The organism is Micromonospora peucetia, assembly GCF_900091625.1.
Taxonomy (GTDB): Bacteria; Actinomycetota; Actinomycetes; order Mycobacteriales; family Micromonosporaceae; genus Micromonospora; species Micromonospora peucetia.
Genome location: NZ_FMIC01000002.1, coordinates 944,954 through 958,282 on the forward strand (window position 1 = coordinate 944,954; position 13,329 = coordinate 958,282).

Consider the following 13,329-nt stretch of genomic DNA (forward strand, 5'->3'; position numbering starts at 1 on the left):
AAGTGTTCACATCGACCGGCATTCTCGCCGGACGCGGACGCGCCGAGGAAGACCCGAGCGGGAAACGGGTTGTTCCCCCTACGGGCCGGCCGGACGCTGGGTAACGTCGGCGGCACCCGAGGCCAGCTAGGGGGTGGGACCGGTGGGCGACGCGTTCCGCCCGGTGGTGATCGGCGTCGACATCGGCACCACCAGCACCAAGGCGGCCGGGTACGACGTGGACGGCGGCCAGCTCGCCCACCACTCGGTCGGCTATCCGCTCGACGAGCCCCAGCCCGGCTACGCCGAGCAGGACGCCCGGCACATCCACGCGGCGGTGCTGGAGTCGCTCCGCACGGTCGTGGCGGAGCTGGACCGGCCCGTCGCCGGGTTGTCCTTCGGCACGGCGATGCACAGCCTGATCGGGCTGGACCGTGACGGCCACCCGCTCACCCCGTCGATCACCTGGGCAGACTCGCGAGCCACCCGCCAGGCCGAGCGGTTGCGGGCGGCCCCGTCCGGGCTGGCGTTGCACCGCCGCACCGGCACCCCGGTGCACCCGATGGCGCCGCTGTCCAAGCTGCTCTGGTTCGCCGACCAGGAGCCGGTGCTGTTCGGTCAGGTGGCGTACTGGGTGGGCATCAAGGACTGGGTGCTGCTGCGGCTGTGCGACGCGCTGGTGACCGACCACTCGGTCGCCTCCGCCACCGGGCTGATGGACCTCAGCCGGCTCTCCTGGGACGCCGAGGCGCTCGGCATCGCCGGGATCACCGCGGAGCAGCTGCCGGAGCTGGTGCCCACCACCACCGTGCTGCCCGGCCTCACCGCCGAGGCCGCCGCGGCGACCGGGCTGCCCCGGGACACCAGGGTGGTCGTCGGCGCCGGGGACGGCCCGCTGGCCAACCTGGGGCTCGGCGCCGTCGCACCGGGCGTGATGGCCTGCTCGATCGGCACCAGCGGCGCGATGCGGGTGATGGTGGAACGCCCCGGCGTCGACCCGCTCGGCGGGGTGTTCTGCTACGCGCTGACCGAGCACCGCTGGGTGGTCGGCGGGGCGATCAACAACGGCGGCATCGTGCTGGAGTGGGCCGGCGACGCGCTCGCCCCGGAGCTGGGCGAGGACGCCGAGGAGGAGTTGCTGGCGCTGGCCGCCCTGGCGCCGGCCGGCTCGGGCGGTCTGATCATGCTGCCGTACCTGCTCAGCGAGCGCGCCCCGCACTGGAGCGCGCTGCCGCGCGGCGCGTACGTGGGGCTGACCAACGGGCACCGCCGCGCGCACCTGGTCCGGGCCGCGATGGAGGGCGTCTGCCAGCAGTTGGCGCTGGTGCTGGCCTCGGTGCGGGGCGCCGGCAACGAGGTCCGGGAGATCCGGGCCGGCGGCGGTTTCTCGCGCAGCCCGCTGTGGCGGCAGATGCTCGCCGACGTGCTCGGCATGCCGGTGCGCTTCCCCGCCGGGCACGAGGGCTCCGGCTTCGGCGCGGCGCTGCTCGGCATGCAGGCGTTGGGGCTGGTCCCCTCCGTCGACGTCGCCGCCGAACTGGTGCACATCGAGTCGACGGCATACCCCGATCCGGCCGCCGCCGCCACGTACGCCGCACTGCTGCCGCTCTTCTCCGAGCTGTACGACGCGTTGGTCCCCACCTTCACCTCACTGCGGCGCCTCGCCCCGGGCCTGTCGCCGGAGTGACCCGCGAGCCGACTCAGCTCGGCGGCTCCGCGTCGAGCAGGCGGCTCGCGGCGGCGCGGGCCTCACGGGCGGGTGCGGCGCTGCCGGCGATGGCGGCGGTGACCATCGCGCCGTTGGCCAGCAGGGCTAGCTGCGCGGCGAGCTGCGGCGGCCGGCCCGCCGCCACCACGAGCGCCGCGAGGTGGTCGGCGAAGGCCCGCTTGTGGGTACGCACGATCTCGACCACGTTGGGCGACGAGCCGCCCAGCTCGGCGAAGGAGTTGATGAAGGCGCAGCCCCGGTAGTCGGGCTGGCCGAACCAGTCGTGCAGGTAGTCGAAGACCGCCAGCACGCGCTCCGTCGGGGTCGACCGCGCCAAGGTGTACGCCTCCAGCGCGTCCCGGACGGCCTGGTCCCGCCTGCGCAGCACCGCCTCGACCAGGTGTTCCTTGGACGGGAAGAGCTGGTAGGTGCGCTTGAGCGAGACGCCGGAGGCGGCCCGGATGGCGTCCATCCCGACCGCCTGGATGCCGCGCTCGTAGAAGAGCGTGTCGGCCGCGTCGAGCAGCCGTCCCTCGGCCGTCGTGTGGTCCATGTCAAAGCCCCTTGCCCCGACGAGTACCACCTCGTCGCGCCCGACCACATCGGCTTCGGCAACTCCGCCGCCCCGCCGGTCGGCGAGTTCGACTACAGCTTCGAGCGGCTCACCGAGATCACCCTCGGCCTGCTCGACACCCTCGGCATCGACCGGTTCGCGCTCTACCTGCACGACTACGGCGCCCCGATCGGCCTGCGCATTGCCAGCCGGCACCCGGAGCGGGTCACCGCCCTGGTCACCCAGAGCGGGAACGCCTACACCGAGGGGTTCACCCCGTTCTGGGACGTGCTCTTCGCCCACGCCAAGGACCGGGCGGCCCACGAGCCGGAGGTCCGCAGGCTACTGGCGGCCGAGGCCACCCACTGGCAGTACACGCACGGCGTGCCGGCGGACCGGCTGGACCGCGTCGCCCCGGAGACCTGGCACCTCGACCAGGCCGGCCTCGACCGACCCGGCAACGCCGAGATCCAGCTCCAGCTCTTCTGGGACTACCAGTTCAACCTCGACGTCTACCCCGACTTTCAGCGCTACCTCCGCGAGCACCGCCCGCCCACGCTGGTCACCTGGGGCCGCCACGACGAGATCGCCGGGCTGATCCGCGACTTCCTGCGCCGGGTCCGCCAGGGCCTCGTCATCCGGCCTTGAACGGGGAATCCGCGTTCCGTGCGGCGGTGGTGGTCGCCGAGCCGGCCCGCGGGTGAAAAGGGTCCACGACGCTGTCGAGCTGAGTCGTCTGCGACATCAGACGGCATCCGGCGCCACTGTGTGGGACCAGACGGCCCTGAATCGTCTGCGACATCAGCTCGACAGGCCCGGCGCGGAGATCCTCCGCCACGAGGCATTGGGCATTGCCTCGACCACTCGGCCCGCCGGCGCTGGCCCGGCGGGCCGTTCGGGCGTTCGGCGTTCGGCGTTCGGCGTTCGGCGTTCGGCGTTCAGGCGTTCGGGCTGGTCCGGCCCGGCCGTTCCCGGAGGGCGGCCGGGCGCGGTCGCGTCCGGACGCGTCCGGGTCAGGGGGCCTCGACGCCGGAGATCAGGTACCGGTGCACCTCCGCGCCGAGGATCGTCACCGACTGCTCGTCCGAGGGGCCGGAACCCCGGAAGTCGAGCAGCTGCCCCTCGGACTCCCAGCGTTCGTAGACGTTGATCCGGCCTGCCTCGACCAGGTCGGCGCTGATCGCGAAGTCGACGCAGCCCGGCGCGGAGCGCGCCTGCCGGACGACGTCGACACAGTCGGCCAGGTAGGCGTCCCGCTGGTCCGGATCGACGTAGAGACTGCCGGCGACGATGAACACTGGTGACCCCCGGGACTGCCGCGCCTCAGGCGCGGGTGATGGCGTTGGCGTGGATGGCCTCGCTCAGGTACGCGGCCGACCCTGGCCTGATCTTCTCGAAGTACGCGGTGAACCGCTCGTCCGCCACGTACATATCGGCCAATCCGGTGTGGATCTCGTACGAGCACTCGTAGAACCAGCGGCTGATCGACTGCCGGTGCTCCTCGGCCAGATCCATCGCCGCCGGGCTGTCCGCCGCCGCACCGGAGGCGATCACCTCGACGAACCGCCGTGCCCAGTCCGCGTTCTCCTCCTTGTTCCGCAGCCAGTCTTCCTTGCTGTAGCGCGAGACGCGCCGGTTCGACTCCCGATACGCCTCGGTACTGCCCCAGCGCTGTTCGGCCTCCTCGGCGTGCGCGTCCGGGTCGAAGCCGCCGAAGACCTCGAACCGCTCCTGCGGGGTGAGTGGGATGTTCAACTTGCTCGCCTCCATCGCGAACTCGATCGCCGTGACCATCTCCTGGAGCCTCCTGACCCGTACGGTCAGCAGGTCGTGCTGGCGGCGCAGGTGCGTCGCCGGGTCACTCGCCGGGTCGTCGAGGATCGCGGCGATCTCCTCCAGTGGGAACCCCAGCTCCCGGTAGTAGCGGATGTGTTGCAACCGCTCCAGGTCCGCGTCGTCGTAGCGCCGGTAGCCCGTGCTGCTGCGACCGCCGGGCGAGAGCAGCCCGATCTCGTCGTAGTGGTGCAGCGTCCGCACGGTCACCCCGGCCATCTTCGCCACCTGTCCCACCGTGTGTGCCATGGTTTCCCTCCTTTCCGGGAACCAGGCTCCCGCCTGCCGTTACGTGAGGGTCAAGCCCGATTCCGGGTCGGTGGCGTCGAGGTCGGGTGCCGTGGACGCCGGGACCGGTGGGCCGCCGTGGGTCCACGGCGTCTCCTCGACCGTCGGGAAGGCACCCGCCGGCATGAACGCGCCCGACAGCGTCGTGTAGCAGAGCCGCTCCCCCACCTCCGGCACGCTCCCCGGCGGCGCGGTCAGCCCCCGACCCATCCCGCCCGACAGCTCCAGCACCACCTCGGTCTTGCCGTCGGCGGCCGGGGTCACGAAGACCACCCGCGCCTTCTGCGCCGGCCGGGCCGGCGAGTACAGCGTCGCGCCGACCGGCATCGGTGCCGGCTCGGTGGTGACCAACTGGATGCGGGGGCGCAGCACCGGCCGCTTGCCGGTGTCGTCCACCCGCTTCGGGTCCGCCAGGGTCACCTCGCCGACGAACGCCTCGCCGGTCAGCCGGTGCTCCGCCATCACCAGCGGATCGTCGTAGGCGCGCTGCACCGCGTACGAGGTCAGGGCCCGTTCCAGCCGGTGCAGCCGCTGGGCGGCGGCCACCGCCCCGTCCCGCCGGGGCTGCGGCGCACCGCCCACGTCGACATGCTCGGCATAGCCGGTGAAGGCGTCCTTGTCGCCGTCCCACCGGCCGGCCACCCGGGCGCCCGGGGCCAGGCCGCGCAACAGCCCCACGCCGCGCCACATCAGCTCCCAGGTGGGCGCGAGCTGGTCGCGCAACAGCCGTTCCAGCTCCGCGTACGCCCCGGCGCGCGCCACCGGATCGTCTTCCGCGTCGGCGTACGCGGCGATGGCCGGCGCGAGCTGGTGGTTGTCGAAGTCGGGGTCGGTGGCCGGGCCGGCGGGTGGGCAGGTCTCCGGGTCCTCGGCCCGGGCCGCCGCCTCGGCGCCGGTGAGCCCGGCGGGCGGGTCGACCCAGCCGAGCAGCGCCGGCAGGTGCAGGTCCTCCACCACGCTCTGCCCGGTCGCCCAGTGCAGGGTCAGCGCGTCGGTCATCGCCAGCAGCGCCGACGAGCCGGGATGCTCGGCCCGCTCGGCGAAGAACGTCAGCCAGCGCCCGAGCACCGGCACCGACGGGTGCACCGGATAGTCCCCGTCCGGGCGGCGGAAGCGGGTGGAGCGGCCGAACAGCCGCAGGAAGGTGACCCCGGCCGGGTTCGGCACCAGCAACTGTGGGGCGTCGACGTACCGGTACCGCACGTCCCTGCCCCGGTCGACCGGCACCGCCTCGGAGACGCCCCGGAAGCCGTCCAGGTAGGGCAGCATGATCCCGGCCAGCTCGGCGGCGAACGCGAACCGCTGGTCGCGGTTGCGGGGCTGCGGCACGATCAGCAGCCGCGCCGTGTCCGGCGCGTCGCCGACCAGCGCCGCCAGCGGGGCGTTCGCCTCACCGGCCAGCGCCAGCGGCACCAGCACCAACGGGCGCTCGGCCAGGTGCAGGTGCCGGACGGTCGCCACCGGCTGGGCCACCCCGGCGGCGAGCGCCTGGGCCCTGGCGAGCGCGCGGAGCGTACTCATGCGGGGGTCCCGGCGAGGGCGTCGGCGCGCAGCCGGGCGGCGGCCCGCAGCAGCGCGGCGGCCTCCTCCTGATCCGGTTCCGGCGTGCGCTCGCCGGCGGCCAGCGCCAGCACCTCGTCGACCTCCGCGACCCCGCCGAGCGCCTCCCGGACCGGCCGGCCCAGCGCCCCGGTGTGGCCGCGCGCCTCGTTTCGGCAGAAGTACGCCAGCTCGCAGGCCGCCAGGCAGTCGGGCGCGTAGCGGGCCTCCACCTTCGACAGCGCGGCGAGCAGCGCCGCCGGTTCGGCGGTCACGTCGGCGGTGAACTCCTCGGGCACGCCGGCCAGCAGCGCGTCGAGCCGGGCCATCCGGTCGAGTTGGCGGCGCAGCACCAGCAGTTGCTTGCGCACGTCGACCAGGCTGGCCACCGGCTGGTTGGCGAAGTCGCGCGGGCAGACCAGCACCGCCTCGTGCGACACCAGCTCCGGATCGTGGCCGGCAGCGGCGAGCAGCTCGCGCAGGGCCAGCACGTAGACGGCGGACTGGATCGCGGCGGCGGACACCTTGGCCGGGTCGGCCTGACCGTCGACCACCGGGAACGACTTGATCTCGACGACGTGGAACCGGCCGGCCAGCCGGGCCGCGACCAGGTCCGGCTCCAGGTGCACCCGACGGCCGGCGACGTCCAGACCGAGCAGCGGGTGGTCGAAGAGCGCGGCGGTGTCGTCCGTCCCGCCGGGGGTGGCGTCGGTCAGCAGCTCGGCGGAGCGCCGGTGCCGGGCAGCCGTGTCGTCAGCAGCCCCGTCGCCGAGGTCCGTCCAGCTCGCCGCCGCCGGCACCGGTACGCCCAACCGCTCCGCGACCAGCCGCAGCAACTCGGCCCCGCCGTCGGCCTTGACCTGTGCCTCGAAGGTGTTGCCCCGGGTGATGGCGAACCGGGACTGCCCGAAGCGGGCGGGAAAGCCGATCCGCTCCGCCAGCTTCGGCTTGTCCACCCCGGCGCCGTCGAGCACCGCCCGCCGGGTACAGCCCGGGTTGCCGGTCAGGGCGGCGATGGTGCGGGCGTTGTGCCGCCTGGCCGGCACGCCGCCGCGGATCGTGGCCAGTCGCTCCTCGGTGCTCGTCACGATCCGCCACGATAGGCGGTCACCGCCGCCCGCGCCGGACGCCGCCCCGGCCGGCAGACGTTCGGCGAGGTCCCGCCGGCCGGGATCAGGGCGAGCTGGAGAAGGCGGCGACAAGCCCGACGCCGCCGCAGCAGACCACTCCCAACACGACGAGTGTGGCCAGCAGGATGCTGTAGTTCGACCACAGCCCGAACTTCGTCACGTCGGTGCCGTGCCCGTCGTGGACCCGGTTGCGCCAGCCGCCGAACCGGAACGACAGGTGCTGCACCGTGCCGGGGTGGGCGAGGATCCCGGTGGTGATCAGCGGGATGCCCATGAGGTCGGTGTAGCGGACGTCGTGCTGCCCCGCCGGTACGGCCACGTGCCAGGTGCCCTCACCGGGGATCGGCACCACCTGGCCGTTGACCTTGAACTTGCTCGTGGTCGGGGCGGGCACGAGGTACGGGCCACGGTTCACCGAGACGACGAGCGCCGCGTAGCCCGGCGGGGGCGTGATCGGGTGGGGGTAGGCGATCATCGGGGTCACCGGGCCCGGCACCGGCGGGTACGACGCATGAGGGGGATACGACATCGCCACATCCTGGCACGGCCCGGCCCGGCCCTCCTGCCGAGGCGCGGCGGATCACGAACCGGTCAGCGTCCGGCGGAGCGGTTCCAGGGCGAGCGGGGCAGGGCGGTGCCGGCCAGCGGCCGGCGGTCGCGGCGACGTCGGCGACGTCCGGGGGTGCATGGCGGCCGGGAGACGGTGTGCACCGGCGGCGAGGCGGGCACGGCGGACTGCCGGCCGATCAGCCAACAGAGGAAACGGGCCATCGGTGGGGCTCAGCCGACCGGGAGGCGCTCGGCCTCGGACCGCGACAGGTCGTACTGGGCTCCGCAGAAGGTGCACTGCTGCGCGTAGCTGGTGCGGATCGGGATGATCGGCACGAAGAACAGACTGAACCTCGTCGACCGGCGCGTGATCACCTGCGCGGCATGGTTGTGGCAGTTACGGCAGACCTGCTGCACCACGCCGGACCGGCTGACCTTGGTGCGGAGCCCGAAGATGAAGAACATCGCCCGTCAGTACCCACCCGGAGCCCGACTATCACCTCAATCCCCTGACCACACGGAAGGTGCCTGGCCCGCTCCAGGCGGTCCAGGCACCTTCCGTCGTACGCCCCCGTCAGCTCGTCGCCTGCGCGGCCTCGGGCTCCAGGCCCGGCACCTCGGCGGGGAGCCAGATGGGCTGCCAGTCCTTCATCTCGTGGAAACGGCGCAGCTCGCCCAGCCCGGAGACCGACCCGGCCCAGGCCCCGTACGGGGGGTTCTGCTCATCGAAGCCGGACTGCACGAAGGTCAGCTTCGTCTTCCCCTGCGACTCGGCCAGCTCCCAGGTGCAGACGCCGGTCGGCCCCCAGTCCACCGACAGCTTCCGGTCGGGCTCCAGGTCGACGATCTTGGCCGCGTAGCCGGCCTCGAAGCCGCCCATGGCGTAGCGGCCACCGACCCACGGCTCGATGCCGATCGGGTAACCGAACCAGGCGCTGGCCTGCTCGGAGTCGGTCAGCGACTCGAACACCTTCGCCACCGGCGCGTCGATCAGCAGTTCGCCGCACAGGTCGGTGGAGGTGAAGTCGACCTTCGGCAGCAGCGGCCGGCCCTCCAGGTGGGCGGCCAGGTTGGCGATCGACAGGCTCCAGAACGTCTGGAGCACGCCCCGGATGCTGCTGCCGCTCATCGCCTCGGCGAAGTCGAAGTGGCTCTGGGTCAGCGTCAGCACGGTGGTGTCGGGGTCCTCGGAGCGCAGGGCGAACTCGGTGGTGGTCTCGACCCCGTCGAGCAGCCAGGCGAAGCGCAGCGTGTCGTCGTCGACGTGCAGCAGCCGCTGGTGCGGCGCGTCGCCCTCGGGGGTGTGGCGCCCCCAGAACTCGTACCGTCGTGGCAGGTCGACCTCGGCGTGCTCGGCGAGCCAGACGCGCAGCTCGGCCGGGTCGGTCAGGGCGCGGCGGACGGTCCCGGCCGGCGCGGCGAGGCGGACGGGCAGCTTCATCAGGTCAGTCACGTTCTTTCCCCTTCGGATAGCAGGCCACGGCGAGCTTGAAGGCGTCGCCCTCGGCGCCCCCGTAGCGCGTGAACAGGTCCTGCAGAGTGGTCTGCAGGTCGTGCAGGAACTGCTGTCGTTGTTCGGCGGGCACCCGGATCTCGCCGGCGACCCCGATCGAGGGGAGCTCGGGGGCGGCTCGGTCCAGCCCGGCGATGTCTGCCTGGACCTCCTCCATCAGGTCCAGCAGGTAGCCGAGGCTCAGCTCGTCGCGGGCCCGCCGCAGGCCGATCCGGCCGACCAGCCGGGGCGACAGCCAGTAGGACCGGGCGGCGGCCTGGTAGATGCCCTCGGTGATGCCCCGGACCTTGCGCTCGCTGACCAGCTCGGCCAGCCCTGCGGTGACGAGCTGCTTGACGTGGTAGTAGACGCGCTGCGGCGTCTGCTCCAGCCGGGCGGCGACCTCGGTGCAGGTGCGCGGCTCGGCCAGTTGCCGCAGCACCTCTACGCGCTGCGGCTTGAGCAGGACCTCGGCCTGCTCGATCTGCTCCAGGTACAGGACGTCTCTCATGGCAAAATCAGTTTGTACGTACAAAATTTGTTTGTCAATGGCTTCGGCGAAAGCCGCGCCGACAGGCGGCGCGGCTTTCAGACCCGGATCAGGGCAGCCAGTCGGGGCGCAGCGGGTAGCCGCTCGCCCCCTCCGGGCCGTTGCGGGTGGCGAGCACCTGGTGCAGCTGGATGCCGTTGCGCTCGAACGCCAGCCGCGACCCGGCCATGTAGAGGCCCCACACCCGGGCGGTGCCCGCCCCCACCTCAGAGACGCAGAAATCCCAGTGCGCCACGAGGTTGCGGCACCAGGCGGCCAGCGTCAGCGCGTAGTGCAGGCGCAGGTTCTCCTCGTGCTGCACCTCCAGCCCGACGTCGTGGATCTCGCTGATCACCCGCCCCGGGCCGGCCAGCTCGCCGTCCGGGAAGACATACCGGTCGATGAATGCGCCCGAGCGGTGCGGCGCACGGTTGTCGGCCCGCGTGATGCAGTGGTTGAACAGCCGGCCGTCCGGCCGCAGCCGGTCCCGCAGAGCGCCGAAGTAGGCCGGATAGTTGCGCACCCCGATGTGCTCGGTCAGGCCGATCGAGGAGACCGCGTCGAACTGCTCGCGCGGCGCGTCCCGGTAGTCGAGGTGACGGACCTCGGCCAGGCCGGTCAGCCCCTCCCGCTCGATCGCCGCCCGCGCCCACTCGGCCTGCTCCCGGGACAGGGTCACCCCGAGCGCCTTCACGCCGTACTCGCGGGCCGCGTGCCGGACCATGCCACCCCACCCGCAACCCACGTCGAGCAGCCGCATCCCCGCCTTGAGCGCCAGCTTCTGCGCCACCAGGTCGTACTTGGCCGTCTGGGCCTGCTCCAGCGTGTCGTCGGGCGAGCGGAAAACCGCGCAGGTGTACGTCATCGACGGGCCGAGCACCTTCTCGTAGAAGGCGTTCGAGACGTCGTAGTGGTGGGAGATCGCGGTGCTGTCCCGGATCCGGGTGTGCCGCAGCCCTCTCACCAGGCGCTTCCAGCGCGGCTGCGCCTCCTGCGGCGGGGGCGGCGGCGGCATCAGCCGCTCCCAGCCCAGCCCACGGACCAGGGCCAGCCCCTCCGCCAGCGACGGCGTACGCAGCCGCAACTCGTCCTTGAGCACCCGCAACGCCTCGTACGGGTCGCCCGGGTGCACCCCCTGCAACGCCAGGTCACCGCCCACGTACGCCCGGGCCATGCCCAGGTCGCCGGGGGCGGTGAGCAGATAGGTCAGGCCACGCTCGGAACGGATCGACAGGGTGATCCCGGCGTCGGCCGGGCCCACCGCGCTGCCGTCGTACCCGGTGACCCGCACCGGAAGGGCGCCGGTGGTCAACGCGCGGACGACGTCCGCCACGGTCGGACCCGGGCGCCGGCTCCCCGCCGGCGGGCTGGCGGGAGCGCTCGCCGCCCCCTGGTCGCGATCGGTCAGGCTCATGCTCGTGCTACCGCCTTCTCGTACAGTCCGGTGAGCCGATGGTCCGGGTCGTAGCGGTCCTTCACCGCGCGCCAGATCGCGCCGCCGTAGAGCCGGTCGAAGGATTCCCGGTCGTAGTACGCGTCGGAGTAGAGCGACTTGTGGCCGCCCAACTCCGACACCATGCGCTCGATCGCCCGGTTGACGTCGCCGTCGGCGGCACCCTCCACGATCGGCACGCTGCCCCAGAAGCCGATGTTCACATAGTTCTGACCAGCTCGAAGCGGATACAGCGGCCAGGCCCGGGCCGATCCGGGGCCGGACGGCTCGCGCAGCCGCAACGGGCAGAGCCAGACCGGGGTCATCCCGACGGTGCGGGCGAACCAGCGCAGGAACTCCGCCGTCCGCTCCAGCGGGACCTCCACGTCCTGCACGACCCGCTCGCGCGCCGGCTGACCGCGCAGGCGGTCGATCCGGGCGGCCACCCCGTGCCGGTGCTCCAACCGGACCAGCCGGTGGTAGACGTCGCTGCGCCGCCACCGCGCCGGCCAGACCCGCCGAAGGACCGGGTGCTGCACCCCGAACGCCGCCGAACACCAGAACCAGTCGGTGTCCCAGCGCCAGAGATAGTCGTACGCGGTCAGGACGTCGTGCGTACGCCGGCGCAGCGACCGGTAGTAGATGTCCTGACCCGTGTAGTCGCTGGCCGGCAGCGCGTCGTCGGTGAAGCTGCCGAGCACGAGGTATGCCTCGCCGGGGCTGAACATCACCCCGTCCATCACGTCCACCGCCTCCCCGGCCCACGACCGGGTCGCGGTGATCTCGGCGAGCGCGTCGGCGAGGGCCTCCAGCCGGGTGAACCGCACGTTGCGCAGGGCCACGAACCGGCGCACCGGCTGAAGCTCGATGCGCAGCCGGGTGGCGTAGCCGAGGCTGCCCAGCGAGTTGGGGAACGCCGCGAAGAGATCGGCCTGTTCCCCCTCCGGACGGGCGGTGACGATTTCGCCTGCCCCGGTGAGCACGTCCATTTCGAGCACCGACTCGTGCGGCAGGCCGTTGCGGAACGAGGTCGACTCGATGCCGAGCCCGGTCACCGCGCCGCCGAGCGTGATGGTGCGCAACTGCGGCACCACCAGCGGCATCAGCCCGTGCGGCAGAGTCGCGTCGACCAGGTCCTCGTAGGTGCACATGCCCTGCACGTCGGCCGTGCGGGCGACCGGGTCCACGGCGAGCACGCCAGTCAGCCCACCGACGTCCAGGCCCGGCGCGCGCGGGGCGGACCGGGGGCGGAACAGGTTGGAGGTGCGTTTGGCCAGCCGGACCGGCTCGCCCACGGGCACCGCCGTGTACGACCGCCGCAACCGGGCCACCGCACCATCATGGTCGACCGGATGATGATCCACACGGACCGCACACATGCGATCACTGTACGCGCCAGAGGGCCCGTGGCGTGGGACGTACACGGGCGCGCTCGCGACGTGGCTCGGGCGACTGGCCGCCGCCGACCGGCCGACATAGCGTGGAGTCATGCCGAAAGCCGTCTGGAACGATTTGGTCGTGGCCGAGAGCGACGACACCGTGCTGGTCGAGGGGAATCACTACTTCCCGCGCGCCGCCCTGCGCGACGACCTGGTCCGCGAGTCCGGCACGCACACCGACTGCCCGTGGAAGGGCACCGCGTCCTACTACACCCTGGAACACGACGGCCGGACCAGCGCCGACGCGGTCTGGTACTACCCCGAGCCAAAGCCGGAGGCGGAGATGGTCCGCGACCGGGTCGCCTTCTGGAAGGACGTCCGGGTCGTCGGCTGACGTGCCCTCGGGCACCTCAGCCGGCGCGCAGCATGCGCAGCTGGGCCAGGTGCTTCGGCAGGTGTACGCGGGCGTGCAGGTCGAGGGTGCGGGCCCAGGGCAGCGGCTCGTCGACGATCAGGTCGAAGCCCTCGCGCAGATGGGTCTCGACCGGGGTCTGCGCCACCGGGCCGAGCCGCTCGGTCAGGGCGCAGAGCTTCTGGCTGGTGGCCCGCAGCAGGGTGGCCAGCTCGTCCAGCCCACCGCACTCGGCGACCAGCGCGTCCACCTGGGGACGGTGGATGGTCTCCAGGTCGTAGTACGCGAACGGCGAGCCGGCCAGGACCGCCTCGGTCGCCTCGGTCATCAGCTCGTCGTTGGCGGCGAGGTGGGCCACGATCTGCTCGGCGCTGAGCTGCCCGGCCGGCGGTGGCCCGAACCCGCCCGCGTCGACCTCCGCGAGCACCTCGTCGTACGCCTCCCGCAGCCTGTCGACCTCCACCCGCCCAGGCTAGCCCCGATCCGGCGCCCAGCGGGCCGGACCG

15 protein-coding genes are annotated in these 13,329 nt (G+C 72.7%); 3 read left to right on the top strand and 12 right to left on the bottom strand.

Features of this window, described 5'->3' with window-relative positions; genetic code table 11:
• Positions 1 to 142 precede the first annotated feature (142 nt).
• Positions 143 to 1,666, top strand: coding sequence for a gluconokinase (locus GA0070608_RS04470; RefSeq protein ID WP_245715689.1), 1,524 nt, complete (start codon positions 143 to 145; stop codon positions 1,664 to 1,666).
• A gap of 13 nt (positions 1,667 to 1,679) precedes the next feature.
• Here the strand turns inward: GA0070608_RS04470 and GA0070608_RS04475 are convergent, their stop codons facing one another.
• Positions 1,680 to 2,240 (bottom strand): TetR/AcrR family transcriptional regulator, encoded by a 561-nt coding sequence (locus GA0070608_RS04475; protein ID WP_091622144.1) that lies wholly within the window; start codon positions 2,238 to 2,240, stop codon positions 1,680 to 1,682.
• Here GA0070608_RS04475 and GA0070608_RS04480 point away from each other — a divergent pair.
• The gene (locus GA0070608_RS04480) at positions 2,232 to 2,888 is read left to right on the top strand and encodes an alpha/beta fold hydrolase (protein WP_245715690.1); all 657 of its coding nucleotides are present in this window, start codon (positions 2,232 to 2,234) and stop codon (positions 2,886 to 2,888) included. The two genes, GA0070608_RS04475 and GA0070608_RS04480, sit on opposite strands and share 9 nt — an antisense overlap.
• A 365-nt stretch (positions 2,889 to 3,253) precedes the next feature.
• Here the strand turns inward: GA0070608_RS04480 and GA0070608_RS04485 are convergent, their stop codons facing one another.
• The 10 genes from GA0070608_RS04485 to GA0070608_RS04530 all read right to left on the bottom strand — a co-directional run bounded on the left by GA0070608_RS04485 (position 3,254) and on the right by GA0070608_RS04530 (position 12,411).
• Complete coding sequence (locus GA0070608_RS04485; protein ID WP_091622147.1) at positions 3,254 to 3,538, bottom strand: putative quinol monooxygenase; 285 nt, start codon at positions 3,536 to 3,538, stop codon at positions 3,254 to 3,256.
• 25 nt (positions 3,539 to 3,563) lie between these two features.
• Positions 3,564 to 4,322, bottom strand: coding sequence for a MerR family transcriptional regulator (locus tag GA0070608_RS04490; RefSeq protein WP_091622150.1), 759 nt, complete (start codon positions 4,320 to 4,322; stop codon positions 3,564 to 3,566).
• 39 nt (positions 4,323 to 4,361) lie between these two features.
• Positions 4,362 to 5,882, bottom strand: a complete 1,521-nt coding sequence (locus tag GA0070608_RS04495) for a hypothetical protein (protein WP_091622153.1) — start codon at positions 5,880 to 5,882, stop codon at positions 4,362 to 4,364.
• Positions 5,879 to 6,988: a hypothetical protein gene (locus GA0070608_RS04500; protein ID WP_091622156.1), complete on the bottom strand. Its 1,110-nt coding sequence runs from the start codon at positions 6,986 to 6,988 to the stop codon at positions 5,879 to 5,881. The genes GA0070608_RS04495 and GA0070608_RS04500 overlap by 4 nt, the downstream gene beginning before the upstream one ends.
• Positions 6,989 to 7,073: 85 nt before the next feature.
• Complete coding sequence (locus GA0070608_RS04505) at positions 7,074 to 7,559, bottom strand: hypothetical protein (protein ID WP_091622159.1); 486 nt, start codon at positions 7,557 to 7,559, stop codon at positions 7,074 to 7,076.
• A gap of 251 nt (positions 7,560 to 7,810) precedes the next feature.
• The gene (locus GA0070608_RS04510) at positions 7,811 to 8,044 is read right to left on the bottom strand and encodes a zinc-ribbon domain-containing protein (RefSeq protein ID WP_091622162.1); all 234 of its coding nucleotides are present in this window, start codon (positions 8,042 to 8,044) and stop codon (positions 7,811 to 7,813) included.
• Positions 8,045 to 8,153: 109 nt separating this feature from the next.
• Positions 8,154 to 9,032 carry an SRPBCC family protein gene (locus GA0070608_RS04515; RefSeq protein ID WP_091622166.1) on the bottom strand — a complete coding sequence of 293 codons (879 nt, stop codon included), beginning with the start codon at positions 9,030 to 9,032 and terminating at the stop codon, positions 8,154 to 8,156.
• Positions 9,025 to 9,582 carry a winged helix-turn-helix domain-containing protein gene (locus GA0070608_RS04520; RefSeq protein ID WP_091622170.1) on the bottom strand — a complete coding sequence of 186 codons (558 nt, stop codon included), beginning with the start codon at positions 9,580 to 9,582 and terminating at the stop codon, positions 9,025 to 9,027. Before GA0070608_RS04520 ends, GA0070608_RS04515 begins: the two co-directional genes overlap by 8 nt.
• Before the next feature lie 88 nt (positions 9,583 to 9,670).
• Positions 9,671 to 11,014: a class I SAM-dependent methyltransferase gene (locus GA0070608_RS04525; RefSeq protein WP_091622173.1), complete on the bottom strand. Its 1,344-nt coding sequence runs from the start codon at positions 11,012 to 11,014 to the stop codon at positions 9,671 to 9,673.
• Entirely contained in the window at positions 11,011 to 12,411 is a 1,401-nt protein-coding gene (locus GA0070608_RS04530) for an FAD-binding oxidoreductase (RefSeq protein ID WP_091622176.1), read from the bottom strand. Before GA0070608_RS04530 ends, GA0070608_RS04525 begins: the two co-directional genes overlap by 4 nt.
• A gap of 109 nt (positions 12,412 to 12,520) precedes the next feature.
• Between GA0070608_RS04530 and GA0070608_RS04535 the strand changes: the two genes are divergently transcribed.
• Entirely contained in the window at positions 12,521 to 12,805 is a 285-nt protein-coding gene (locus GA0070608_RS04535) for a DUF427 domain-containing protein (RefSeq protein ID WP_091622179.1), read from the top strand.
• Positions 12,806 to 12,821: 16 nt separating this feature from the next.
• On the opposite strand, the gene GA0070608_RS04540 is transcribed toward GA0070608_RS04535, so the two are convergent.
• Entirely contained in the window at positions 12,822 to 13,286 is a 465-nt protein-coding gene (locus GA0070608_RS04540) for a hypothetical protein (protein WP_091622184.1), read from the bottom strand.
• Between the last annotated feature and the right edge of the window lie 43 nt (positions 13,287 to 13,329).

Excerpts from the sequence above, each read along its gene's own strand:
- GA0070608_RS04510 (WP_091622162.1), bottom strand. The coding sequence starts at position 8,044 with ATGTTCTTCATCTTCGGGCTCCGCACCAAGGTCAGCCGGTCCGGCGTG.
- GA0070608_RS04520 (WP_091622170.1), bottom strand. The coding sequence starts at position 9,582 with ATGAGAGACGTCCTGTACCTGGAGCAGATCGAGCAGGCCGAGGTCCTG.
- GA0070608_RS04530 (WP_091622176.1), bottom strand. The coding sequence starts at position 12,411 with ATGTGTGCGGTCCGTGTGGATCATCATCCGGTCGACCATGATGGTGCG.
- GA0070608_RS04525 (WP_091622173.1), bottom strand. The coding sequence starts at position 11,014 with ATGAGCCTGACCGATCGCGACCAGGGGGCGGCGAGCGCTCCCGCCAGC.
- GA0070608_RS04475 (WP_091622144.1), bottom strand. The coding sequence starts at position 2,240 with ATGGACCACACGACGGCCGAGGGACGGCTGCTCGACGCGGCCGACACG.
- GA0070608_RS04535 (WP_091622179.1), top strand. The coding sequence starts at position 12,521 with ATGCCGAAAGCCGTCTGGAACGATTTGGTCGTGGCCGAGAGCGACGAC.
- GA0070608_RS04505 (WP_091622159.1), bottom strand. The coding sequence starts at position 7,559 with ATGTCGTATCCCCCTCATGCGTCGTACCCGCCGGTGCCGGGCCCGGTG.
- GA0070608_RS04490 (WP_091622150.1), bottom strand. The coding sequence starts at position 4,322 with ATGGCACACACGGTGGGACAGGTGGCGAAGATGGCCGGGGTGACCGTG.
- GA0070608_RS04495 (WP_091622153.1), bottom strand. The coding sequence starts at position 5,882 with ATGAGTACGCTCCGCGCGCTCGCCAGGGCCCAGGCGCTCGCCGCCGGG.